Annotated in this window: 17 protein-coding genes; 10 read left to right on the top strand and 7 right to left on the bottom strand. The window is 58.0% G+C overall.

The features are described from left to right. Positions 1 to 249 precede the first annotated feature (249 nt). The 10 genes from ABUA09_RS11030 (at position 250) to ABUA09_RS10985 (ending at position 17,200) form a co-directional block, all read left to right on the top strand. Complete coding sequence (locus tag ABUA09_RS11030; protein WP_052082816.1) at positions 250 to 1,257, top strand: LacI family DNA-binding transcriptional regulator; 1,008 nt, start codon at positions 250 to 252, stop codon at positions 1,255 to 1,257. Then, a complete protein-coding gene (rbsK, locus tag ABUA09_RS11025; protein ID WP_227152071.1) occupies positions 1,209 to 2,222 on the top strand; it encodes a ribokinase in 1,014 nt (337 codons plus the stop codon). The genes ABUA09_RS11030 and rbsK overlap by 49 nt, the downstream gene beginning before the upstream one ends. A gap of 2 nt (positions 2,223 to 2,224) precedes the next feature. Continuing rightward, a complete protein-coding gene (locus tag ABUA09_RS11020) occupies positions 2,225 to 3,181 on the top strand; it encodes a nucleoside hydrolase (protein ID WP_033118689.1) in 957 nt (318 codons plus the stop codon). 38 nt (positions 3,182 to 3,219) lie between these two features. Continuing rightward, positions 3,220 to 4,539: a sugar ABC transporter substrate-binding protein gene (locus ABUA09_RS11015; protein WP_058118158.1), complete on the top strand. Its 1,320-nt coding sequence runs from the start codon at positions 3,220 to 3,222 to the stop codon at positions 4,537 to 4,539. Positions 4,540 to 4,609: 70 nt separating this feature from the next. Further along, positions 4,610 to 5,470, top strand: a complete 861-nt coding sequence (locus tag ABUA09_RS11010; RefSeq protein WP_058118159.1) for a carbohydrate ABC transporter permease — start codon at positions 4,610 to 4,612, stop codon at positions 5,468 to 5,470. A gap of 7 nt (positions 5,471 to 5,477) precedes the next feature. Beyond that, positions 5,478 to 6,320, top strand: coding sequence for a carbohydrate ABC transporter permease (locus tag ABUA09_RS11005; protein ID WP_033118691.1), 843 nt, complete (start codon positions 5,478 to 5,480; stop codon positions 6,318 to 6,320). A gap of 13 nt (positions 6,321 to 6,333) precedes the next feature. Then, complete coding sequence (locus ABUA09_RS11000; protein WP_195614990.1) at positions 6,334 to 7,701, top strand: ADP-ribosylglycohydrolase family protein; 1,368 nt, start codon at positions 6,334 to 6,336, stop codon at positions 7,699 to 7,701. Between the two features lie 245 nt (positions 7,702 to 7,946). After that, entirely contained in the window at positions 7,947 to 9,245 is a 1,299-nt protein-coding gene (locus ABUA09_RS10995; RefSeq protein WP_195614992.1) for a M18 family aminopeptidase, read from the top strand. A gap of 557 nt (positions 9,246 to 9,802) precedes the next feature. Beyond that, complete coding sequence (locus ABUA09_RS10990) at positions 9,803 to 16,078, top strand: S-layer homology domain-containing protein (protein ID WP_349949362.1); 6,276 nt, start codon at positions 9,803 to 9,805, stop codon at positions 16,076 to 16,078. Between the two features lie 168 nt (positions 16,079 to 16,246). Then, positions 16,247 to 17,200 carry a PfkB family carbohydrate kinase gene (locus tag ABUA09_RS10985; RefSeq protein WP_033118704.1) on the top strand — a complete coding sequence of 318 codons (954 nt, stop codon included), beginning with the start codon at positions 16,247 to 16,249 and terminating at the stop codon, positions 17,198 to 17,200. Positions 17,201 to 17,347: 147 nt separating this feature from the next. Here ABUA09_RS10985 and ABUA09_RS10980 read toward each other — a convergent pair whose 3' ends face one another. The 7 genes from ABUA09_RS10980 to ABUA09_RS10950 are packed head-to-tail and all read right to left on the bottom strand — an operon-like array spanning position 17,348 to position 24,294. Beyond that, positions 17,348 to 18,520, bottom strand: coding sequence for a thiolase family protein (locus ABUA09_RS10980; protein WP_058118163.1), 1,173 nt, complete (start codon positions 18,518 to 18,520; stop codon positions 17,348 to 17,350). A 15-nt stretch (positions 18,521 to 18,535) separates the two neighbouring features. Next, positions 18,536 to 19,180, bottom strand: a complete 645-nt coding sequence (locus ABUA09_RS10975; RefSeq protein WP_058118164.1) for a 3-oxoacid CoA-transferase subunit B — start codon at positions 19,178 to 19,180, stop codon at positions 18,536 to 18,538. 11 nt (positions 19,181 to 19,191) lie between these two features. Then, a complete protein-coding gene (locus ABUA09_RS10970; RefSeq protein WP_033118707.1) occupies positions 19,192 to 19,845 on the bottom strand; it encodes a CoA transferase subunit A in 654 nt (217 codons plus the stop codon). Next, a complete protein-coding gene (locus tag ABUA09_RS10965) occupies positions 19,832 to 21,070 on the bottom strand; it encodes an L-lactate MFS transporter (RefSeq protein WP_349949361.1) in 1,239 nt (412 codons plus the stop codon). Before ABUA09_RS10965 ends, ABUA09_RS10970 begins: the two co-directional genes overlap by 14 nt. Next, positions 21,067 to 22,029, bottom strand: a complete 963-nt coding sequence (locus tag ABUA09_RS10960) for a 3-hydroxyacyl-CoA dehydrogenase family protein (protein WP_033118709.1) — start codon at positions 22,027 to 22,029, stop codon at positions 21,067 to 21,069. The genes ABUA09_RS10965 and ABUA09_RS10960 overlap by 4 nt, the downstream gene beginning before the upstream one ends. Before the next feature lie 13 nt (positions 22,030 to 22,042). After that, positions 22,043 to 22,921, bottom strand: a complete 879-nt coding sequence (locus ABUA09_RS10955) for a beta-keto acid cleavage family enzyme (RefSeq protein WP_058118166.1) — start codon at positions 22,919 to 22,921, stop codon at positions 22,043 to 22,045. A gap of 29 nt (positions 22,922 to 22,950) precedes the next feature. After that, positions 22,951 to 24,294 (bottom strand): GntP family permease, encoded by a 1,344-nt coding sequence (locus ABUA09_RS10950; RefSeq protein ID WP_033118711.1) that lies wholly within the window; start codon positions 24,292 to 24,294, stop codon positions 22,951 to 22,953. Between the last annotated feature and the right edge of the window lie 159 nt (positions 24,295 to 24,453).

The following is a 24,453-nucleotide window of genomic DNA, read 5'->3' as shown; positions in this document are numbered from 1 at the left end:
CGGCGGCGCTGTCGCTTTTCCTATATTTTCATACTCTATCATCGGCAAAGCCCGCTCATTCTAATTTCTAATCACTTTAGCGCAAACGGATGCTTTGGTGCTTTTTCTTAAAGTTTAGTTTAGTTTACTAGCAGGTGTGACAAAAATGTGCAAAGCCGCCGGATGATCGTTGACATATTTTGTGGAAAGAGCTATACTTTTTATAGTTACTAAACCGGTTTATCTCTTACGAAAGGAGAGAGTCGTGCCGTGACGATCAACGACATTGCCCGCATGGCGGGCGTTTCCAAGGGAACGGTCTCCCGCGTCATCAATCATAACCCGCAAGGTGTTTCTGAACAGACCCGCCAACGCATCCTGGAGTTGATCGAAGAGGTCGGATATATACCCAATCGGGTCGCCGGGAGTATCACATTGGCCCGCACCAAAACCATTGGCCTAATCATTCCAGATATACAGAATATGTTTTTCCCTCAGATGGTGCGCGGCGTGGAAGACTGCGCAATGGAAAACGGGTATACCCTGTTTCTATGTAATTCCGATTCCAACATCCACAAAGAGCAACAGTATTTACGGGCCTTTTTGGAAAAACGGGTAGACGGTATTTTGGTCAATACTTGCGGAGAATTGGAAGATCGAAGCCTCTATCGCTCTGTCTGTCAAAGCGGAATCCCAATGGTTCTGCTGGATCGAAAATCCAGGGATTTTACAGACAAACCCGGCGTCTATGTTGACAACCAGGAGGCCGCTTATTCCGGTGTAACTCACCTCATTGATACAGGGTGCCGCAATATCCTTTTCCTGGGCGGGCCAAAGGGCGTATACACCACAGGAGAGCGTCTGAAAGGATACCGGCAGGCTCTTCGCGAGGCGGAGATCCCCTTTCAAAAAGAATACATCACTTATGGTGCTTACAGCACCGCATCCGGCTATGAAAGGGTCCGCCACATCATAGAGGCCTACCCCGAGACGGACGCCATTTTTGCCGGTGCGGATACCATTGCCATTGGCGTACTGAGAGCGCTCCGTGAACTGAACATTCCTGTACCTGGGCAGGTGAGTGTATTAGGGTTTGATAATATCATGCTCAGCGCCGACCTCACCCCCACCCTCACAACGGTGGCACAGCCTATCTATGAAATGGGCTATCGGGCCGCACGGAAGTTGCTGGCGTTGATCGGTGGGGATCCCGAGGGGGCTAAGAGCGAATGCATGAGTACCACTCTAGTCCAGCGCGAGAGTACAAGATCGAGGTGAAGGATCGCGATATGAATCAAATATTGGTGATTGGCAGTCTGAATATGGACGTCGTTGTGCGGATGGAGCGCCTGCCAGCCTTAGGTGAAACCGTTTTGGGAGAGGAATACTGGAATAATCCGGGTGGGAAGGGCGCGAATCAGGCTTATGCCGCCAGGCTCGCCGGAGGGCAGGTCGCCATGTTGGGCAGTGTTGGAACAGACAAATATGGCGTGCGCATGCTTGAGCTGCTGGAAAAGGCGGGCGTACAGGTAATGGATATTCAGAGAGATTCGGGACAATCCACTGGAACGGCTTTTGTCCTGACCGGTACGGATGGAAGCAACAGCATCGTGGTGGTCCCCGGCGCCAACTCTACCTGCTCATCAGAGTATCTGGCTGAAAATGCAGAACTCTTTTCTAAAGCCGCCTGCGTGCTTCTGCAACTGGAGATTCCGTTGGAGAGCGTGTGCAGCGCCATCCGCCAAGCCAAGACACTGGGTAAGCTGGTCATCCTGAATCCCGCCCCAGCCCGTCAGGACATTCCCGAGGATCTCTTTCCATTGTTAGATGTAATTACTCCAAATGAAACGGAGCTGTCTGTTCTGACGGGAGGTCCGGCCGGAACCGTAGAGGAAATTGAGCAGAGCGCAAAACTCCTGTTGTATAAAGGCGTCCGAAATGTGGTGGTCACTTTAGGCGCTCGAGGGTCATTGATCGTGAACCAAAATGGTGCGCTTCTGGTCCCGGCCCGCAAAGTGTCCGCAGTGGATACAACAGGCGCAGGAGACTGCTTCAATGGCGTACTGGCCGTCGCGCTGAGTGCCGGAATGCCCTTGGAGAAAGCTGTGCTCAGGGCCAATCTGGCCGCTTCTATCAGCGTAACCCGCAGAGGTGCCTTGACTTCCATGCCTACTTTGGAGGACTTGGAATCGTTGTGGCAGATGTTCTCTCGGGACGATATGTCCTACGTGGCGGAGGGTTAAGTATGGAACGCATTATTTTAGATACCGATATTGGCACGGATGTAGACGATGTGATGGCAGTGGCGTTGGCTGCTATCTCGCCAGAATTAAAGGTAGAGGGTATTACCACAGTTTATGGCGATGTAGATCTGCGCGCCAAAATGGTGACAAAGGTATTGCACATGCTAGGCCGGGAGGATATTCCCGTAATGGCAGGCTCTCGGGATGTATTGCTGCGCAACCGGGAAATTTGGTGGTTGGGCCATGAAGGCGAGGGGCTTCTTACCGAAGCCGATCGGGACCTTGCCTATGACCGCCGCCACGCTGTAGACTTCATCATCGATACCGTAATGAAAAACCCGAAAGAGATCACGCTCATCGGCATTGGGCCTTTCACCAATTTTGCCATTGCGCTGGCCAGAGAACCGCGTATTGCAGATTATGTCAAGCAGATTATCATTATGGGCGGCAGTGCCCGTCTGGGGTGCAACGCCGCTGAGTTGGAGCACTCCGACCACAACGTGAGCAGGGACCCGGAATCTGCGGCTCTTCTTTTCCGAAGCGGAGCTCCCATCGTGATGTGCGGCTATGACGTCACCCGGCAGGTCTTGGTGCGTGAACCTCATATCCGACGTCTGGAGGAGAGCGAGAGCGCACTCAACCGCGCCATGGCCCGAATGGTTCGCATCTGGCTTCAGTACTGGAAGCGGGACTATACTGCCATGAATGATCCGCTTTGCGTGGCTATGGCCTTTGATCCTACCTTCTGTCGGGGGCCACAGATGAATGTAGAGGTTGAATATGATCACCGCCACCCCACGGGACATACGATCTGTTCCCTGCCCAGAACTCCCTGGACTCCGCCTGAGGATCTGGAAAAGCCGGCTCCAGCCGGAAAGGTAAAGGTCTGCCTTGAAGTGGACGCGGATCGCTTTATGTCTTTGCTGATGGACCGGATTTGTCAATACAAAGTCACTTGAGTCCAGCTGCAATAAAAATGAATTAGGAGGACTGTACGATGAAACTGAAAAAACTCTTGTCTCTGGCACTGGCTCTTGGCCTGGCCTCGTCTCTGGCCGCCTGCTCCTCGCAGGGCACCTCCGGTGCTTCCCCCACTCCTGCCGGCAGTGATCCAGCTCCGACCGCCGACACCACTCTGAATGTACTTATCGTCTCCGATCTGGAGCCCTTGGAGCCGGTGTTCCAGGAGTTTGCACAGGCAAATGGCATCTCCATCCAGGTGGAATCGGTGCCTTATGCTGAAATCTTCAACACCATTGAGGTCCGCTTGGGCGCAGGAGAATCCTCTATCGACGTACTGGTGGCGGATGCCCCCCTGATCACCAACTATGCCGCCAAGAATTATCTTGGAAGTATGAGCGAATATATCTCCGCAGACTCCACCTCACGCATCACTTCCGCCTCTCTCGCAGGCGGCACGGTGGACGGTGAGATAATGGCCCTGCCGCTGTATAGCTCTTGTGTGAATCTGTACTATAACAAAGACCTGTTTGATGCCAAGGGACTGTCTTATCCAAGCATTGATCCCTCGGAGCGGTTGACTTGGGAGGAAGTCGTAGCGCTGGCCCAGCAGCTCACCTATACGGATGAAAATGGCAGTCAAATCTACGGACTCACCTTTGAGCAAATCGATACGCCGTATCAGTTGCTCCCCCTCTCTCAGAGTCTGGGCGCTACGCAGTATGTCAACGACGATCAGACCTCCACCGAAGGCTACACCAATGCTGAGGCCGTGGTAAAGGCCGGCCAATTTTATTACGACACTTTCAACACCTGGAATATCAGTCCCAAAATCGACGGCTCTGAATCCACCGGTTATTTCACCGCCGGCCAAGTGGCCATGTTCGTTGGGGGCTCTTGGCAGATTTCTTCCATGGACAGCGCCGGAATGAACTGGGGCGTGGCTCCGCACCCCTATTTTGACGGCGGCGAAGCCGTGACTCCTACAGGCAGTTGGTACATGGGCGTCTCCAACTACTCTGAGAACAAGGAGATTGCCTCCAAATTCGTGGAATGGCTCACCACTGACGACGAGACTTGTCAGAAGACCTACTCCATCATGCAGAATCTGCCCTGTAACATCAGCGTGCTGGACTCTATCAAGCAGGATTCCGCCAATGAAGGCACCGTGGCTGCGCTCAACGTCTATGAGGCCATGAATACCGCTATGGCACGGCCCCAAATGGTGGGGTACGAAGAGTGGCAGTCGGTGATGCAGGAGACTTATAGCGATATCAAGAACGGCTCTGATCCCCAAGCTGCTCTGGACGCGGCCGTAGAGGAAATCGACAGCTTGATCGCCAAGTATCAGCAGTAATCAAACCAGCAAGTTGGGGCAAGGGGGTTGCGTACCCTCTTGTCCCAATTCCTAAAAGGTGGACGATGTCATGAAAAGGCACTATCCTGTCGTTGCGGCTTTTCTTATTCCCGCTATGGCACTGCTTGTCATATTTAAAATCTATCCCATCCTGCTGGGTGTTTATGACAGCCTGTTTTCCTATTCCTTTGTCAACAAGACCACGCTGTTTGCCGGCCTGGGCAATTATATCACGGTTTTAAAGGACGCATCTTTTCAAAATTCCCTGAAGGTCACCCTGGTTTTTAATGTGATCGTCAATCCCATCCAAGTGGTTCTCTCTTTTGGGCTGGCATTGTTGCTCATGGTTAAGCTTAGAGGTCAGAGAGTCTTTCGTACGGTCCATATTATTCCCATCACGGTGTCCTTTACCATCGCCTGCACCCTTTGGGGCGTATTCCTGAGCCCGGAGCAGGGTCTTATGAATTCCATTCTGAACTTGTTCGGCATTTCAAATCAGACCTTTCTGAACAACAGCAAGCAGGCCCTGGCCTGGGTCATGGTCATTGCCACCTGGAAAGGGTTGGGCTATTGGGCTCTGTTCTTTATCACTGGGCTGGAAGAGATCCCTTCACAGCTATACGAGGCCGCCTCTATCGACGGCGCCGGCTACTGGAAAACGCTGCGCTACGTCACTCTGCCGCAAATGAAGCGGACTTTTAAATTTGTCATTATTTCCGACACCATCTCCAATTTTATTCTGTTTGTTCCAGCCTATGTACTGACGGGCGGCGGTCCGGAAGGTTCCACTGATTTTTTAATGTACCGCATCTACCGCACCGCATACAAATACTCCAATATCAATCAGGCGTCCGCTATGATTGTAATTCTGCTTCTCCTGCTGGTGGTCATCATCGGCATTGAGAGTTATCTCCTGCGGGAAAGGGAGTGAAGCGACAATGAACCGCATCAATCCCAGCAGGAAGCTCCCGCTCTATACGCTGCATATGGTCCTGCTGCTTTTTGTGTTCCTGCCGTTAATCTTTGCGTTCACCTCCTCCTTCCGTCCCATGGAGGACATTTACCGCTACGTCAGTCCGCTCTCCTGGAAAACATTTATTCCAGAGCATTTCACCCTGGAGGCATATCAGACCATTTTTGTGGAACACGGCTTTGGCAAGGCCCTGCTGAATTCACTGCTGATCGCCCTTGTCACAGTGGCCGTGGGTATTCTGTTTAACGGCATGGCGGGGTATGCTTTTGCTAAATTTACATTCCCCGGAAAAAAACCGCTGTTCCTGCTGGTGCTGCTGTCTTATATGGTGCCCTTCGAGTTGATCTCCATCAACCTCTATGCCATGATGATCGACTTAAAGTGGATTGATACTTACTTGGCGCTGATTGTACCCTGCATTCCTAACGGCATGATCATCTTCTTGTTCCGGCAGTATTTCATGAGCTTTCCCGACTACCTCATTGAGGCGGCCCGCATTGACGGCATGGGACTATTCCGCACTTTCTTTTCTATTGTCCTGCCCAACTCCAAGGCGGTATGCATCAGTGCGGGGCTGGTGCTCTTTGTGAACCAGTGGGAATCTTTCCTTTGGCCCATTTTGGTGACGAGATCTCAGGACATGTACACCGTGCAGATTGCCTTGAGTAATTTCAGCACCCAATACACACAGAATTGGAATCAGATCTTTGCCGGGTCTCTTATCGCTTTTCTGGTGCCGGTGGCTATTATACTGCCCCTGCAAAAGTTTTTTACCGCCGGCCTTACCTCGACAGGCGCCAAGGAATAAAAGGAGTGTTGTTATGCTGCGCGATAAAATGAGATGGACTGCTTATTCCGATCTGCTGGAGGACGAATATCGGCAGTGCCTCCAGGAGGGCCTTCAGGTGGAACCCCTGCTCGAGGAGATACGGCGGATACAGACGCTTTCCGACGGCTCCCTGCGGGAGGAGGAGGCCCGCAGTCTTCTGGCCCGTCTGGAGGTCGCCCCAGTCCGTTCCGACTTTCCATATGAGGAGCCGGAGGACTACGAGAGTATCCAATCGACCCTGCGCCCGACTGCCCATAAGATCTGGCCGGTGGATGCCGACCATTTCACCGACCGCATCGCCGGCGCCTGGTATGGCCGAACGGTCGGCTGTGTCTTGGGTATTCCCGTTGAAGGCTGGCCCAGATCAAAGATCACAGGTTATCTGAAGGCCAGCGGTCAGTATCCAATTACGGAGTATCTCCACTCCACGCAGGATCCCGCCCTGCGTGCTCAGTTTGATATTCATGAAGAGGATCCCACCACGCCTTACGACCGGACGAGGGTCTGCTGGCGGGAATGCCTGGACGCTTATCCCAACGACGACGATCTGAACTACACCGTGCTGGCGCTCAAGCTTTTGGAGCGTTATGGTCACAATTTTACCTCTGCCGATGTGGCCGAAACGTGGCTGCTGGGAATTCCGGCTTTCCACGCCTGCACTGCAGAACGGGTCGCCATCCGCAATCTGATGACCGGGATCCTGCCGCCGCAAACGGGCCGCCGCCGCAATCCGTACCGGGAGTGGATCGGTGCACAAATCCGTGCGGACTTCTTCGGCTATATTGCTCCAGGCAATCCAGCGGCAGCCGCGGCCATGGCCTATCGGGACGGGGTGGTCTCCCATACCAAAAACGGCGTCTATGGGGAAATGTTCATTGCTGCTTGGCTCAGTTTGTGTTATGTGGAGGGTCTGACTATGCTCCAGCGGGTGCAAAATGCCTTGGAGCAGATTCCGCCTCGTTCGCGCTTATCCGAAGCCATTTCAGAGGTCTGCGCCTCCTATGTCTCCGGTGTTTCCTTCCAAAGCGTGGTAGACGGAATCCATGCCCGTTACGACGAAACCCTGCAATTTGACTGGTGCCTCACCATCCCCAATGCCATGCTGGTGACTGCCTGCGTTCTTTGGCATGATGACTACGACGCGGCCGTTACAGCCGCAGTATTAAGCGGTTTTGACACAGACTGCAATGGCGCCACTGTTGGTTCTCTCTTCGGTCTGTCCCACGGAAGGCACAGTATTCCCTCCAGGTGGCACGAGGCGTTTCCGCCGGTGATCCACACCAGCGTACACGGTTACCATGCCCTTACTTTTTCTGACGCAATTGAGCGGACCCGAAATTTGATCCTTTTAGAATCGTGAGAGGCAGGCGCTGATTTTCAGCGCCTGCCTCTTACTGCCTTTCCCGCCGCCTGTTTCTTCCTTTGGAAAAGTGGACTGCTCCGGGTAAGCGGCCAGGAAGCGCAGACGTGTGAACTCATCAACGGCAGCAGACTTGGAACAGGCGCAGTTCCGGTTTACACCGGCAGCTTCTCCCGGCTTGCGGTCTCTACCCGGAGGCACTATAATAGGAATATTCACAACGCTGATTTTCAGGAGGTTTTATCATGGATACATTGGCGCGCCTTATGGCCTATATTGAAAAAAGCCCCAGCCCTTTTCACGCGGTCCGTAGCGCCGCCGCGCTGTTGGAAGAGGCCGGATTTGTCCGACTGGAGGAGTCCCGCGAGTGGCGGCTGGAGGAGGGCGGCGCCTATTACGTCACCCGGAATCAGAGCAGTCTCATCGCCTTCCGTCTCCCGACCGCCGCCCTGACCGGCTGGCGCATGACTGCCGCCCACAGCGACTCCCCCACCTTCCGTGTCAAAAGTGACTCTATGTCCGGAGACAAAGGTTACATTCGTCTGGAGGTGGAGGGCTACGGCGGCATGAACTGCGCCTCTTGGCTGGACCGCCCGCTCACCGTGGCCGGGCGCGCCGTGGTGGAGACGCCCGCCGGCGTAGAGGGGCGCCTGGTCCATCTGGACCGTGACCTGCTGACCATTCCCAGCCTCGCCATCCATCAGCAGCGGGATGTGAACAAAGGCCACGACTACAACCTTCAGCGGGACATGCAGCCTCTGTACGGTGCGGAGGGGGCCCCATCCCTTACCCACCTGCTGGCCGAGGCCCTCGGTGTGGAGGACAGCGATATCCTGGCCACCGATCTGGTCCTCTGTCCCCGTCAGAAGCCCGTTTGCATCGGACCCGAGGGAGAATTCTTTCAGGCGCCCCGCATCGATGATCTCGGCTGTGCATATGCCACCCTGGAAGGGCTTCTTACCGCCTCTCCCTCCCCCCGTCTTGGTCAGGTCTACTGCCTCTTCGACAATGAAGAGGTGGGCAGCGGTACCCGGCAGGGGGCTCTGGGCAGTTTCCTTCCCGACGTACTTGCCCGGACGGCCGAAATCCTGGGCATGGGCGCGCAGGCGCAGCGTCAGGCCCTGGCCAGCAGCCTGCTGCTCAGTGCCGACAACGGCCATGCCGTCCATCCCAACTTTACCGAAAAGGCCGATCCGGAGAACCGGCCTTACCTCAACGGCGGTGTGGTCATCAAGCTCAACGCCAGTCAGAAATATACCACCACTGGCCTGACTTGGGGGCTTTTCCGTTCCATCTGCCGGCGTGCCGGTATACCGGTACAGATCTTTGCCAATCGTGCGGACGAGCCGGGCGGCAGTACGCTGGGAAATCTCCTCAGCCATGCTGTGAGCATCCCCATGGTGGACATCGGAATGGCCCAGCTTGCCATGCACTCCGCTGTGGAGACTGCCGGCAGCCGGGACCCGGCATATCTCTCCCAAGCCTGCGCGACCTTTTTCAGCGCCCCTCTTCACCCGGAGTTCGACGGCGCTTACCGCTGGTAGGCACCTCTCTGCAAACGCCCCCGGCACGGAAAGCAGGTTCTGTGCCGGGGGCGTTTGCGCGCTGGACAGGCCTGGTTGCAAATATTTTTGACTCCCCTGCACAAGGTCGTTATGGGAGAGTTTCGCTTACCTCTCCCTCTCTCATTTGCATGATTTCCTTCATTTATGCGTGGATTACCTCCCACCCAAATTATGTTTTCCGCTTAAAATTTGCACTTTAGATGGTGCTACCATTCCATTCCATTTTTCCCAATCCGAATGAATTTCTTTTACACGTTGAGCTATATTCACATTTTATTGTGCATATAGCAAAATTTTATTGTATATATTGCAATGTTGCAGAGACTCCGATATACGGTTTTTAAGGAACCTTGAGCAGTGGTATTTATGAAAGGGCATGCCCTTTCATGTCCGGAGACTAGTCTCCGGACACTGGAATCTTCAGGAAGGAGGATGGATATTTTCTTTCCGCTGGTCGAGGCCATCTGCAGCATAACCAATTCCCATTTGCCAATCCCTGCAGGAATCCGAAGTCCAATAGAAGGAGGAACTAAAAAGTGAAGCAACGCAAGAAACGGCTTAACAAAGTCCTTTCCATGCTCCTGACGCTTTCCATGCTCCTGTCCATGTTGGTCATCCCCGCAGCGGCAGCGGACCCCATCTCTGACTACCCAGACGATTTGGACGCCATTGTGGAACTCCTCAGTGGCGCGGACGGTGTGGACGGAGAATCCGCCTTTGACTATCTCGGCACTGTTTTCCTGGGCTGGCGGACCACCGGCGGCCCCTGGCAGAACTATGTGATCAATGATTTTGTTGGCCAGACCATGGTCGACGCCGGCTATGTCGATAAGGGCGACTCCACGGTCACCGTCGACAAAGACGGCAACCGGACGGTGGAAAACGACTGGACCCACGACTATGGCGGCGACTATTTCTGGGTCCAGCACGACGATTCCACCTCCCTGGTGTGGGCCCCTGAGTACGCCCGCATGGAGATCACCTCCATCACCAAGGGCGGCCAGGAGTTGGACGACACCGATCCCCTCTATGCCCTGCGGGACGTGGTGAACGTGGAGTCCTATGCCTTTGACCCCACCAGCGAGATCTATCAGGCGCACTACAACGACGTCTATTCTCTTGGCGCCACGCCGGGCGATACTGACGACTTTGTAAAGAAGATGTCCGGCTGGATCAATGAGAAGGACAGCGGCGGTACTCGGGTCAATGTCTTCCCCTATGGTGAGGATCCCGGCGATCCCCGCGGCCCCGAGGCCCACCTGAATGAGCGGGCCCATCTGGCCACCAATGCCGGCTTCAACGTTACGGAAAATGAGCTGGAAGCTATCCGTGAAAATCCTGGCGATGTCCGTAACTTGGTCGCTGGAAAAACCGGCGAAGTGGTTTACGTCGGTAACGTGAGCAAGTATACGGGCGACACTTCTGAGTTGGCTGGTAAAATCCTGCTGTGTGACTCTTCCAACCGCACAAACTTTGATTTCGCCCAGAAAGTCGGCGCTGTCTCCGTGATGACCACCGCCGCCCTGTCCAACTTCAGCAACCCCATCGAGTCTGAAGATTGGTACGGTCCTGAGGGGGCTGCCGCGGACTGGTACGACGAGTGGTATGACGGCAAAAATGAGTGGTACACCGACTCCGCCCGGTTCGCTGGCGGGCGGGGTGCAGACGCCAACAAGAAGGCCATGGATGCCGGCAAGCCCATCGTGGAGTGGAACATCTCTCCCGACCAGTATAACGCCCTCCGCACCCTGATGGACAAGGGCTATACTGTTGAGATGAACGTGGCCACTGTGGGTGAAATGTACGAGATGAGCGGCGACCATGAGGGCGCGCAGGGCCAGCTCACCGCCATTGCCGAGATCAAGGGCTCCAACCCCGATCTCCGGCATGAGCGCGTGGTCCTGGCTGCCCACGTCCAGGAGCCCGGCTGCGACGACAACGCCACCGGCGTGGCCCTGAACCTGGAGCTGGCCGTCAAGATGAAGCAGCTCATCGATGACGGCAAGATCGCCCGTCCCGAGCGCACCATCGTCTTCATGTGGGGCGACGAGATGTCCTTCTCCCGCCTATACCTGAATGCCCATCCTGACGAAGTGGATGATATCATCTGCTGTATCGATCTGGACATGGTGGGCGAGGACCCGGCCAAAACCGGCGGCCCCATGCGTATCGAGAAGGCCCCTGATCCCTCCGCCTACTATAACTACACCCTGGACAATATCCCCGAGGATCCTCTCTATTACAACCCTACCCGCAGCGACGAGGACGGCAATTTCGTCCGCCTGCCCGACTCCCATACCCTTTGGGGCGCCGGCGATCCCGGTGACTATGACTTGGGCGGCATCTTTATCAACGACCTCTATATGGCCTCCGCCCAGTCCACCCGCACGGTCGTGGCGGATACCCTGGGCTATGACTTCCAGGTTGACGTGTGCCCCTATGAGGGCGGCAGCGACCACAGCCGCTTCCTGGAGCGGGGCGTGCCCGCGGTGCTGACCTGGCACTTCACCGACTACGTCTATCACACCACCGTCGATACCCTGTACATGGCCAGCGCGGACGAACTGGAGAGCGTGGGCATCACCTCTCTGTCCGCCGGCTATTTCGCCGCCAACCCCACCCAGTATACCAACGAGATGCTGGAGATCCTAGTGGATGCTGCGGCGGACCGCTTTGCCAGCGAGGCCAAGGAGAATACGGAAGCTCACAAGGCTTGGGCCGATGCCACCAAGAGCAGTGTGGACGACGCCTACGCCCTGGAGGTCGAGGTCCTCAAGGCCTGGGGCGACTGGTACCGCGAGGCCATTGCATCCTGCACCCGGTACTTCTCCTCCAGCGCTGAGCTTGCTGCACCCCATCTCGCTGAGATCGATAAGATCGAGACTCTCGCCCTGGCCAATGCGAAGGCGGTTTTCTATGGCGCCGGTCTTGCCGTGAACGACAGTCTGCTGAGCCTGACTGAGAAGGACCAGGCGTTTGTCGCCGCTCTCACCGTGGATGCTGCCGATCTGGGCGCCACTGCTCCTGAAGAGTGGGCCAAGACCCTCAGCCTGTCCCTGACCCGCGAGAAGAGTGAGCAGGATCCGGAGCTCTTCCCCTACTGCTACACCGGCGACAAGCTGGAGAACTGGCAGACCTGGGGCAGCAACGGCTCCGACGGCGAGAAGCTCTTCACCATCGAGCCCGTCGAGGTCATCGCCTCCGGCGACAAGGTGACGGCTGTCCTGAGGTTTACCGCTGACCATGCCTTCTTCAAGACCAGCAGGTCCGACGGTATCAACACCAGCTCCAACCGGACTGCGTGGATGAGCATCATCGGTATGTACCAGTTCTCCGTCCAGAGCGGTGAGGACACCCTGGCCACCACCGACCTGATGGTCAACATCTACGATGACTATACCCGCTATGACGACACCCGCGAGAAGCTGGCAGCCATCCAGAAGGCCGCTGAGGCAAACGGCCGGTACATGACCGTTGTCGAAAACGGCAAGAGTGAGGGCGGCCGCGACGTTTACTATGCCGTCTTCTCCGACAGCAAGGATTCCGTGGACGCTTTCCAGGCGATGAATGAGATCGCCGAGACCGATCCCGCCTCCCTGCAGGCAAAGATCAAGGACGGCACCCTCGAGTACCGCGTCCCCTTCATGATCAACAACGTGCATACTGACGAGTGCCCCGGTGTGGACGGACAGTTGAGCTTCCTCTATGCCCTGGCCACTCAGGACACCATTGACTACCGGACCCTGACCGGCTTCCTGGACGAGTCCGTGGACATCCACGAACTCTTTGCCGAGGATGTGGTGGATCTGGGCATTACCGGTCTGGGTTCCCAGAAATTCACCGCAGATGAGAACGGCAGGATCCGGAACAACACCGGCGTCAACGACGCCAGCGAACTATACACCATCGGCGACAAGTCCCTGGATGTGGACGAGGTCCTGGACAACATTATCTTCATCGTCCAGCCCACCGAGAATCCTGACGGACGCGCCTTCAACGAGCGTCGGAACGCCAACGGCTATGACCTCAACCGCGACGCCTCCAACCAGACCCAGGCCGAGACCCGGAACCTGGCCGCCATGATCAACGACTGGAACCCCGTGGTCTTTGCTGAGCTGCACGGATTCATGACACAGTTCCTGGTGGAGCCCTGCACGCCTCCTCACGAGCCCAATATGGAGTATGACCTGCTGGTGAAGAACTTCATGCTGGGCGCCGAGGCCTACGGCACCGCCGCGCTCGGCACCATCTCCAACGAGTTCGAGGACACCAAGTTCTGGTCCTACTACACGCCGCTGCGCGACGACTACGATCCCAAGACCACCACCTGGTCCGCCTGGGATGACCTGTGCACCAACTACGGCCCCAGCTACGCCATGCTCAACTGCGGCACCATGGGCTACACCATCGAGACCCCCTACAACAACCAGGCCTCCAGCAAGCTGTTCGAGTACGGCATGTACGGCCTTGTGGACTATGTTATGGAAAACAAGGACGACATCTACTCCAACCAGTTGGAATTCTTCCGCCGCGGCATCAACAATGAGGACCACCGGGAGGATATGGAATCCTGGTACGTGGACATCAGCAACAAGGTCCTGGAGTCCGACACCTGGCGCGTCCCCTACGCGGGCAACGACAATTACTTCCCCGAGTACTATGTGCTCCCCGTGGACGCCGCCTCTCAGCGGGACATCGCCAATGCCTACGAGATGGGCGAGTTCCTGCTTCACAACGGCGTCAAGGTCTCCAAGCTCACCGAGGACACCAAGGTGGGAGACGTCACCTACAAGGCCGGCAGTCTGATCGTGGATATGTATCAGGCCAAGCGCAACTACGCCAACGCCGTCCTCTGGGAGGGCGCCGACGCCTCCGCCTCCGGCTTCCCCGACCTCTACTCCGAGTCCGTCTCCAACTTCCCCGAGATGCGCGGCTTTGACTGCATCGCCATCGATACCGTCGGCGCTTTCTCCGGCAAGCTGGAAGAACTCACTGAAGTGACCGGCAAGACCGAGTTTACCGGTTCCACCTCCCGCGCCGTGATCATCTCCAACAACGGCAACGAGGCCGTCCGGGCCATCAACGCCATGCTGGATGACGGCATCTCCGTGGGCCTCGTCACCGAGGGCGACTATAAGGGCGACTTCGTCGTCTCCTACAAGGACTTTGCCCTGTACCGCGACGAGTTTATCCTCTCCGCCACCGGCGTGAGTGATATGCCCGTGGCCTATGAGATCAGCCAGCCCACCCTGTACCTGGTTGGTCAGTACGATTCTTTCTCCAACTACAAGGTCACCACCGGCTACTACGCTGAATGGTTCAAGGACGGCTACGGCTTCTATGATTACCGCAACGTCCGCAGCAACCAGAGATACAACGAAGATGTGTTCGCCTATGTCAAGCAGTTGGGCTTCAAGGTCACTGATGATCCGGCCGAGGCCGACGTGATCGTGGGCAGCTCTGCTCTGAACCAGGGCGAGCGCGGCGAGGCCACCGTGGCCGCCGTCAAGGCCGGTACGCCTTACATCGCCAGCGGCTCCAGCCCCCTGAGCTACATCAAGAACAACCTCCTCACCGATCTGACCACTTCCTCTCTGGGCATGGAGGCCCTGCATCAGGTGGAGTATCCCAACGACAGCCTGACCACTGCCAGCTATGCCGCGGATGGCGACAATGTGATCTACACCGTCAACTGCGCGGTCGTCACCACTCTGCCTGAGGGCGCCGAGGTCCTGATCAAGGCCATTGATGAGGACAGCTTCATCGCCGGCTGCTGCCTGAACGATGACGGCACTCCCATCGACGGCTTCGTAGAGGCCTTCGCCATCGAGCGCGACGGCATGGACATCACCGTCTTTGCCAACTCCATCAACAACCGTACCCATCAGCAGGATGACTACCGCTTCGTCACAAACACCGTCTACTCCAAGATGCTCTCTGACTCCCGCATGAGCATCCCCTCCACCGGCGGCAGCAGTGGCGGCAGCAGTGGCGGCTCTTCCTCTTCTTCCTCCTCTTCCGTGGATATCAGCGCGGGCAAGGGTGGTTCCGTCACCACTTCCCCCAAGTCCCCGGTTAAGGGCGACAAGGTCACCGTCACTGTGAAGCCGGACAGCGGCTTTGAGCTGGACACCATTACCATCACCGATAAGTCCGGCAAAGCCATCTCCTTCATCAACAACGGCGACGGCACTTACACCTACACGCAGCCCGACGGCACCGTGACCATCAAGACCACCTTCAAGGCCACGACCACCCCCGATGAATCCGGAGCCGACAAGTTCACCGACATTTCCGGACATTGGGCGCAGGATGCCATCCGCTATGTGGTGGACCGCGGTCTCATGAACGGCGTGAGCGACACCGCATTCTCCCCCAACTCCACGCTCACCCGCAGCATGCTGGTCACCATCCTCCATCGCCTGGAGGGCACCCCCGCGGCCAGCGGAAACAGCTTTGCCGATGTGGCCAGCGGCACCTGGTACACCGACGCTGTGAGTTGGGCCGCCGCCAATGGCATCGTCACCGGCTATTCCGACACGCAGTTCGGTCCCGACGATTCCATTACCCGTGAGCAACTGGCGGCCATTCTGTACCGCTATGCCGCCTACAAGGGCATGGATACCAGCGCCACCGCTGATCTGGCCAACTTCCCCGACAGCGGCAGTGTCAGCACCTGGGCCGGCGACTCTGTGAAATGGGCCGTTTCCTTCGGTCTCATCTCCGGCAAGGACGACGGCCGCCTGGATCCTCTGGGCACCGCCACCCGCGCCGAGGCCGCAACGATCCTCATGCGGTTCCTCTCCCGTTAGTCTTCCTCCTTCAGCATGGGAAGGCCCCGCGTCCATCGGACGCGGGGCCTTTTCCCTGCTCTTCCTTCCTATTTTAACGGTTGACAATGCGGCAATAAACATTGTATGGTATTTTTGCCCGGAAAGTCTGTTTTATAAATTCAGCCAGATGCTGTAAGGAGGACGGCTATGTTTGACATCACTGCCCTGGGAGAGATCCTCATCGACTTCACCCCCAGCGGAACCAACGGCATGGGCATGCCCCTCTATGCCCAAAATCCGGGCGGCGCACCGGCCAACGTGCTGGCGCAGAGCGCCCTACTGGGAAGCCGGACCGCCTTCATCGGTAAAGTGGGGCAGGACGGTTTCGGCACGTTTCTCCGCTCCGTTATGGAGCGCAGCGGTATTGATACCCGGGCTCTGGTGACCTCCGAAGAAGTCCACACCACCTTGGCCTTTGTCCAGTTGGACGCCTGCGGAGACCGCTCCTTCTCCTTTTACCGGAACCCCGGCGCGGATATTCTGCTCCGGGAAAGCGAAGTGGACTACGACCTCATCCGTCAGAGCCATATCTTTCATTTTGGCTCCCTCTCCCTCACCGATGAGCCCGCCCGGAGCGCCACTGTGGCGGCAGTCCATGCGGCCAGGGAGAGCGGATGTCTCATCAGCTACGATCCCAACTATCGTCCTCCCCTCTGGCCCTCTCAAGATGCGGCCAGGACCGCCATGCTGAAACTGCTCCCTCTGGCGGATATCCTGAAGCTTTCAGAGGAGGAGCTCACCCTGCTCACCGGAGAAGCCAGCTTGGCCACCGGCACAGCGGCGCTTGCCGTCCAGGGTCCCGCTTTGATCCTCATTTCCCTGGCTGAGAGAGGCGCCTATTTCCGGCGCGGCGCGCTCTGTGGCCTGGTCCCTGCTTTTCAGGTGGACACCGTCGATACCACCGGCGCCGGAGACGCCTTTCTGGGGGCTATCCTGCACCGTCTGCGCCATAAAACGCTGGAGGAGATCCGCCGCCTGGGAGAGGATGAGCTGCGGGAGATCGTCCGCTTCGGCAACGCCGCCGGAGGGCTCACCACCGCCGCCAAGGGCGCCATTCCCGCCATGCCCACCCTGGAGCGGATTCTCTCCCTACAGGGCTGAGCCTCTGCCACCAGCCGCCCTTTTCGCCATGTGCTCCTGCCCTGCCGCTGCCAAACGCTGGCCCCGGGGATCAGATGATCCCCGGGGCCAGCGTCCCTGTTTTCCCTTTCTTTCCCCTCGGAGTAAGCCCCGAGGGGATTTGCATGTTCAGCACATCTTGTAGATGCCTGCGGCGCCCATGCCGCCGCCAATGCACATAGTGACCATGCCGTATTTTCCGCCGGTGCGGCGAAGCTCTCCCAGTAATTTGCAGGTAAGGAAGGCCCCGGTGGCCCCCTGGGGATGGCCCAGGGCCATGGCACCGCCGTTGGGATTGGTCTTGGCGGGGTCCAACCCCAGCTTTCTCATGCAGGGGATCGCTTGGGCGGCAAAGGCCTCGTTGAGCTCCACCACAGCCATATCGGAAACCGTCAGCCCGGTTTTCTTCATCACCTTGGGCACGGCATAGATGGGGCCCAGGCCCATGTAATCTGGCTCACAGCCCGCCACTGCATAGCCCTCCAGGACGGCGACCGGGGGGATGCCCAGCTCCTCCGCCTTGGACCGGGACATCAGCACCACAAAGGCCGCCGCATCGCTGGTCTGGGAGGAGGTCGCGGCGGTGACCCGACCGTTCTCTTTGAAGCAGGGCTTCATGCTGGCCAGCGTCTCCAGGTTGGTATCCCGGCGAATCCCCTGGTCCTTGTCAAAGACGATGTCATTTCCCTCCGGGTCCACGCCGGGCAGAGGAATGATCTCGTCGTCAAACTTTCCGGCATCCTGGGCGGCCGCTGCACGGCGATGGCTCTCCACCGCCAGTTCCTCCATCTCCCGGCGGGTGATGCCGTAGCGCTCAGCCACGTTCTCCGCCGTGAGGCCCATAGGGATGTACTCCTCCTTGCGCATGGCCAGGAGCTCTGAGTCAAAGGTGTCGGAGATGTCCAGATTCACGGGACAGGCGGTCATGGACTCCACGCCGCCGGCCACGATCACGTCGGCAATCCCGCATTCGATCTGGGAGGCCGCCAGAGCAATGGCCTGGAGTCCGGAGGAGCAGAAACGGTTCACCGTCATGCCGCAGACACTGTCCGGAAGTCCTGCCCGCGCTACCATAAGCCGGGCAAAGTTGAATCCCTGCTTCCGCTCCGGGATGGCGCAGCCCACGATCACATCTTCCACCAGGGCGGGGTCCAGCTCCGGTACCTTTTCCAGCACCCCTTTGAGCGTCAGCCCCCCGATGGTGACGGGGTGCATCTGGCGCAGCGCGCCCTTCTTTCCTGACTTCGCAACAGCGGAGCGGCCATAGGCCACCACCACCGCTTCATTATGCTGTTTTTCCATATTGTTCTCCTCGTTTCATATGACCATTTCCCTCAGGTCCTCGGCCAGGCTCAGCTCGGCTTCCGTCTTGGCCCGCACCTCTTCCAGGGTGTGCCCCGGGGCCAGTTCCCGCAGGAGCAGTCCCTCCTTCGTGACATCGATGACACAGAGCTCCGTCACGATATGATCCACACATCCCCGTCCAGTATAGGGCAGCGTACATTCCTTCACGATCTTTGGCGCGCCCTCCCGGGTACAGTGCTCCATGGCTACGATGACCTTCCGGGCGCCGTTGACCAGGTCCATGGCGCCTCCCATACCGAAGGAGCGTCCGGGCGTGGACCAGTTGGCCAGATCGCCCCGTTCCGACACCTGAAGGGCGCCCAGCACCGTGGCCGCCAGCCGTCCGGAGCGGATGACGCCAAAGGCCATCGCCACATCGAACCCGCTGCTGCCCGGTACAGGGATAAAGGGCACCCCGCCCGCATTATAAGTGCGTTCATTCACCATCAAGCCCTCTGCCGTGGCGCCCACGCCGATGAACCCGTTCTCCGCCTGAAAGAGGACGCCGGGCTCGGCGTAGTTTCCGCACAGGCTTGGAATCCCAATGCCAAGGTTTACTACATCACCGCTTTGGAAATAGCGGGCGGCCCGCTTTGCAATCAAATGTCTCTTGTCCATGCTCTGCCTCCTTACACCAGGATCATGTCCACAAACATCCCTGGCACCCCGACCTCATCCGGGCCGATCTCCCCCAGGTCGCAGAAGTGGTCGCACTCCACGATGGACAGGTCGCCGCAGGTGGCGACCACGGGATGGGAGGCGTGGCCGGTGCTGCCCCGGTAGACCAGATTGCCCAACGGGTCCGCCTGACGGCAGCGGGTAAGGGCCACATCGGCCCGCAGGGCGGGCTCCAGCAGATAACGTTCGCCGTTGACCTCCACCGTCTGCTTGGCGTCCTCCACCACAGTCCCCAGGCCCGTTTTGGTCAGCACGCCGCCCAGACCCAGCCCGCCGCAGCGGATCCGCTCGATGAAGCTGCCCATGGGGCTGAATTCGGCCCGCAACGTCCCTGCCTGGATCTGGGCGTTGGTCTCCGGGTTGGTACCCACGTGGGTGGTGATGATCCGGTCGACCACGCCAGCCCGGATCAGCCTTCCGACCCCCGTTCCGGGATCGCTGGTGTCAATGGAGTAGATGGTCAAATGCCTGGCGCCGCTGTCCAGCACACATTGGATCAGCCGCTCCGGCATATATTGCCCCGTCTGACCGCCGATGGCAATGATCTGCCCGTCGTGGAACTTGGCGATGATCTCTTCCCGGGCGCGTACTTTACTCAGTTCCATAACATTCTCCTTTGCAGGACACGGGTTTCAGTAAGCGGGAGAGCGCCAGACCCACCGCCGCCAAGGCCGCGGCGCTCAAATAGGCACCGGTATAGCTGCCGTTGCCTACGGTTTTAAAGGTGGTGGCCAAACTGGGGCCAATAAGGCTGGCCAAGCCAAACACGACATACATCACACCGTAATTTTCCGTAATGTACTTGGGGCCGAAGGTTTGGGCGGTCAATGGCGTGAGTACGGAGGCAAATCCGCCGTAGCAGGATGCCGCCAGACCCATAGCCGCCAAAATCAGGACATCCTGCTCCCCTACTGTTAGCAGCAGCATGGAGGCGATGCACAGGACGAAGACCGCAGCCATCGTATTCCGGATCCCCACCTTGTCTGAGAGGCTGCCCCAGACAAAGCGGCCCGCCATGTTGCACGCGGCGAATACGCTGACAAAAACAGCCGCCCGCTCGGCGCGATAAGAGAGCGTCGCCTGCAGAATGGGGGACGCCTGGCTGATGACGATCACGCCGGCAATCAGACCGCAGGTAAAAGTGGCCGCGATCAGATAAAAAGCAGGCGTGCGCACCATTTGCTTTCGGCACAGTCCCCCCTCCTCCGGGGAGGCCGTCCGCTCACTGCTGGGGCACAATGCCTCCCGCAGCCCCTCCGGGGGTTCCGCCAGGAGCAGGGAGGCTGCCAGTATAACCGCCAGAAATAGGATCCCCAAGATGCGGAACGCCCACGCAAGGGAAAAGGTGTTCATGAGCACGGCAGAGGTCGGCGCCCAGAGGATCGCCCCTGAGCCATAAGCCGCTGTGCCGAGACCGGAGGCCAGCCCGGACCGGTCCGGAAACAGCCGGACCACGTAGGCCATCATGCTGGGATAGATGAAGCCGCATCCCAGACCGGAGAGGATACCGTAAAACAGGAAGAACTGCCATAGCTGGGTCATCGCCCCCGTTAGGAACAGTCCCCCGCCAAAGAGGACCGCTCCAAGCGCGATGCACATCCGTGTGCTGATGCGTCGGATCAAGCCTCCGAAAAAGAGAGGCGCCATGGTCGAACACACAACCGTAACGGTATATGCCAGAGATACCTGGCCCTCCGGCCATCCGTGGGCGGCCACGATGGGATTCTGGAGCACACTCCAGGCATACCCAAACCCGGCACAGACACAGATGACCAGAGCGGCGGCCAGGCAGATCCAGCGGCGCTTTTGAAATGCCTGTGCCCGGCTCACAGCTTCTTGTGGAGCTTCAGGATCTCGATGAGCATCCTGTCACGGTAGGCGATACAGTCGGCGTTGGTGTGCCCCACATAGTCGGGGAAATGGGCCATCTCCTCGTCCACTCCGGGCTGAGCCACCTCGCTCCAATTGTCGGGCTGATGGGTCCAGGAGGCCATATCGGCCAGCCACACGTCGCCGGAATTGCCCAGCATCTTTACCATCCCGGTGAGCCCGCCGGGATTGCCCATCTGCATGATCATGTTATGGCCGAAGATGGCCCAGCGGATGCCGGGACCATACACCAGGGCCTTGTCCACATCCTCCACGGAGCACACGCCCCGCATCACCAGATCCTGCACCTCTCGGTACAGCGCCAGTTGCAGCCGATTGGCGATAAAGCCCGGGCACTCCTTGCGCAGGAGCACAGCCTCTTTCCCGATGGACTGATAGAAATCGTATACGGTCTTGACCACCTCATCAGAGCTCTTCTCTCCCCGGGTGATCTCTACCAGCGGGATGAGGTGGGGGGGATTATAGGGGTGGGCGCCCACACAGCGTTCCGGGTGGGCGGCCTCAGCCACGATCTCGGAAATCAGCAGTCCGGAGGTGCTGCTGGCGTATAGGGCGTCGGACGCGGCGTACTGCTCCACCTGCGCCAGGATGCTCCGCTTGATCTCCAGGCGCTCCGGGCCGCTCTCCTGGATGAACTGCGCGTCGGACACCGCCTCTTCCATGGAGGTCGTGGGATGGACCCTGGCAACGATCTCGGCCTTCTGTGTCTGGGTGATGGCGTCGTGACCGACCAGAGCGTCCAGGCTCTTCTCCATCTGCCCCCGGCTCTTCAAAAGCTGCTCATCGTTGATGTCGTAGAGGGCCACGCTCAGGCCGCGCATCGCGTACTGGATCGCCCAACTGGAACCGATGACGCCGCCTCCCACACAGGCCACTTTCTTGATGTCAGATACCTTCATGGCGATTTCCTCCTTACCGTGCCAGGGGCTTGATGCCCAGGATCTCGCGGGCCTCGGCGGAGGTGGCGGGCTCCTTGCCAAAAACCTTGACGGCGCTGACCGCGCGCTCCACCAGCATCAGGTTGGTGGCCATGATCTTGTTGCCGTCCTTATCCTTGCCATAGACCACATTGTCCTCCATGCCCACGCGGACATTGCCGCTCAGCGCCAGCGTCGCATACAGGATGGGAAGGTGTCCGGCGCCCACGCCGAAAGCGGACCAGGTGGAGCCCGCCGGGATGTGGTTTTTCAGGTAGAGGAGGTTTTCCACTGTGGCGGGCATTCCGCCCAACACGCCCAGGCAGAACTGGTAGTGGCAGCTTCCGGCAGGCAGGTGTCCCTTTTTTACGTAGTAGTTGACGATGTCCAGCATACCGGTGTCAAAGATCTCAAACTCCGGCTTGATGCCCCGCTCCATGTACACATCGCCCAGCTCCTGGAGGAACTGAGGGGTATTCATGAACACGCCGGAGGGCATCCAGTTGAAGGACCCGGCGTCATAGGAGCCCATCTCGATGCCGTCCACGGTGCGCATGTGGAGCATCCGGATCGCATTGCCTGCGGGATCTCCGCCGGAGACGCGGTTGTCGCCGGAGGAGGTGCAGTTGATGACCACATCGCAGTCCTCATGGGCCCGGATGAGTTCAATGGTTTTCTTGAAGCGCGCGGCGTCCATGGTACCCAGGCCCTGTTCGTCCCGCATATGAAGGTGGACGATGGCGGCGCCCGCCTTCCAGCAGGCGTAGGCATCCTCGGCGATCTTCTCCGGGGTCTCGGGAATGTTATAGCCGGCCGGGGTGACCGCACCGGTGAGGGCCGCGGTGATAATTGTTTTGCTCTTCAAATCGCTCATGGTTCAAATACTCCTTTTCTTGTTTGAGATCAGCATACTCCCATGGAGGCCAGGACGCAGGCAATGGCGGTGACAATCATGGGGATCACAGTGTTCAGCCAGAAGACATGCATATAGCCCTCTTTATGGGTGAGTTGGGCCACACCCAAGGCGGACGCTGTGCCGCTGGAGTGGGGCAGACTGTCCAGGCCGCCGGAAGACATAACGGAAATACGGTGAATGATATCGGGGGAAAGGCCCATTGCCAGGAACTTATCGGCGAACATGGTCATTCCGATCCCCAGCGCCGCGGAGGCGGACCCGGCCACACCGGCAGCCACGTTCACGGCAATGAAGAGCTGGAAAATGGGAGGCCCAGGGATCTTGTCCAGAGAGGCCATAATGGCGGTATAGCCCGCAGTGGAGGAGACCACGCTGCCGAAGCCCACGATCACACAGACGTTGAGAAGCGTCATAATGGCATTTTTGATTCCCTCTGCAAAACAGTTGCTCAAATTGACTTTGTTATCCAGCAGGTTCTTCCCAAAGAGAATTAGCGCCACAATCACCGCTACGACCAGGGCCACCACGGCATTGAGCTTCAGACCGTTGAGGGCGATCAGCAGAGCGATGGAGGGGATCAGACATACAAGCAGGTTGATTTTGGGCACCTCGGTGGACGCCCCTTCCGCAGGAGACGATGCCTGAATCCGGCTTCCCGTGGGAAGGAAGTGTTCGTTTCGCTTATCACATTTGGTCAGGGCATACTTGACATAAACCACACTGAGCACGATGCAGATCAGGGTGGAGATCGTGCCCAGCACAGGGGCTGCCGTAGCCTGGGTCCCCAACACATCCACAGGGATCAGGTTTTGAATGGCGGGGGTACCGGGAATCATGGTCATCGTGAAGGACCCGGAGCCCAGGGAGCTGGTCATGTACAGGTGCCAGGGGAGATCAAACTCTTCAAAAAGGTCCTTGCCGATGGAAACCAGCACAAATACGCAGCAGTAGAGGTTGATGCCGCCCACAGTGAGAACGGCAGTCATAATACCGACCGACAATACCGCCAGCAGCCGCTGGTATTTGGGGGGCGCCTTTTTGACCAAGGCGGCCACCTTGAGCGCGATCACCTTGGCCGCGCCCGAATCACCCATGATCTTGGCAAAAATGGAACTCAGGGCAAACATCAGGAAGTAATTCTTCATGAAGTTGGCGAATCCGGTCATATAGGTGTCCGTCATCGCAGTCAGGATATTCCCACCCGAGAAAATTGCCACCACCAGCGCCGCCAGCGGGGCCAAAACATAGAGTGACACACCCTTCAGCGCAAATATGACCAGTACGGCCAGCCCCAGCAAAATACCAATGATGCTCAGGATTTCTGGACTCATGTGAGAGCCTCCTTTATTTCTCTTTGCCCGCCGCTCCGGATCGTCGGGTCTCGCCTTTATCTTTATGCAATCAGTGTGCCAACTTTTTCGCTGTCCCCGCAAACCCTTCTGCTGCCTGGGAAAACTTTATGGGAGTCCCCATACGGTCTTCTCCGCGCC

The organism is Intestinimonas sp. RTP31139st1_F5_RTP31139_211217 (assembly GCF_040226735.1).
GTDB classification, from domain to species: domain Bacteria; phylum Bacillota; class Clostridia; order Oscillospirales; family Oscillospiraceae; genus Intestinimonas; species Intestinimonas butyriciproducens.
The sequence above is the reverse complement of the archived record's forward strand: the minus strand, read 5'-3'. Positions and strand labels throughout refer to the sequence as shown.

What these genes read in the sequence shown, in the direction of transcription:
- ABUA09_RS10995 (WP_195614992.1), top strand. Translation starts at nt 7,947, where the DNA reads ATGGATACATTGGCGCGCCTTATGGCCTATATTGAAAAAAGCCCCAGC.
- ABUA09_RS10960 (WP_033118709.1), bottom strand. Translation starts at nt 22,029, where the DNA reads ATGAAGGTATCTGACATCAAGAAAGTGGCCTGTGTGGGAGGCGGCGTC.
- ABUA09_RS11015 (WP_058118158.1), top strand. Translation starts at nt 3,220, where the DNA reads ATGAAACTGAAAAAACTCTTGTCTCTGGCACTGGCTCTTGGCCTGGCC.
- rbsK (WP_227152071.1), top strand. Translation starts at nt 1,209, where the DNA reads ATGCATGAGTACCACTCTAGTCCAGCGCGAGAGTACAAGATCGAGGTG.
- ABUA09_RS10985 (WP_033118704.1), top strand. Translation starts at nt 16,247, where the DNA reads ATGTTTGACATCACTGCCCTGGGAGAGATCCTCATCGACTTCACCCCC.
- ABUA09_RS11005 (WP_033118691.1), top strand. Translation starts at nt 5,478, where the DNA reads ATGAACCGCATCAATCCCAGCAGGAAGCTCCCGCTCTATACGCTGCAT.
- ABUA09_RS10970 (WP_033118707.1), bottom strand. Translation starts at nt 19,845, where the DNA reads ATGGAACTGAGTAAAGTACGCGCCCGGGAAGAGATCATCGCCAAGTTC.
- ABUA09_RS11000 (WP_195614990.1), top strand. Translation starts at nt 6,334, where the DNA reads ATGCTGCGCGATAAAATGAGATGGACTGCTTATTCCGATCTGCTGGAG.
- ABUA09_RS10955 (WP_058118166.1), bottom strand. Translation starts at nt 22,921, where the DNA reads ATGAGCGATTTGAAGAGCAAAACAATTATCACCGCGGCCCTCACCGGT.
- ABUA09_RS10975 (WP_058118164.1), bottom strand. Translation starts at nt 19,180, where the DNA reads ATGGACAAGAGACATTTGATTGCAAAGCGGGCCGCCCGCTATTTCCAA.
- ABUA09_RS11010 (WP_058118159.1), top strand. Translation starts at nt 4,610, where the DNA reads ATGAAAAGGCACTATCCTGTCGTTGCGGCTTTTCTTATTCCCGCTATG.
- ABUA09_RS10950 (WP_033118711.1), bottom strand. Translation starts at nt 24,294, where the DNA reads ATGAGTCCAGAAATCCTGAGCATCATTGGTATTTTGCTGGGGCTGGCC.
- ABUA09_RS11020 (WP_033118689.1), top strand. Translation starts at nt 2,225, where the DNA reads ATGGAACGCATTATTTTAGATACCGATATTGGCACGGATGTAGACGAT.
- ABUA09_RS10980 (WP_058118163.1), bottom strand. Translation starts at nt 18,520, where the DNA reads ATGGAAAAACAGCATAATGAAGCGGTGGTGGTGGCCTATGGCCGCTCC.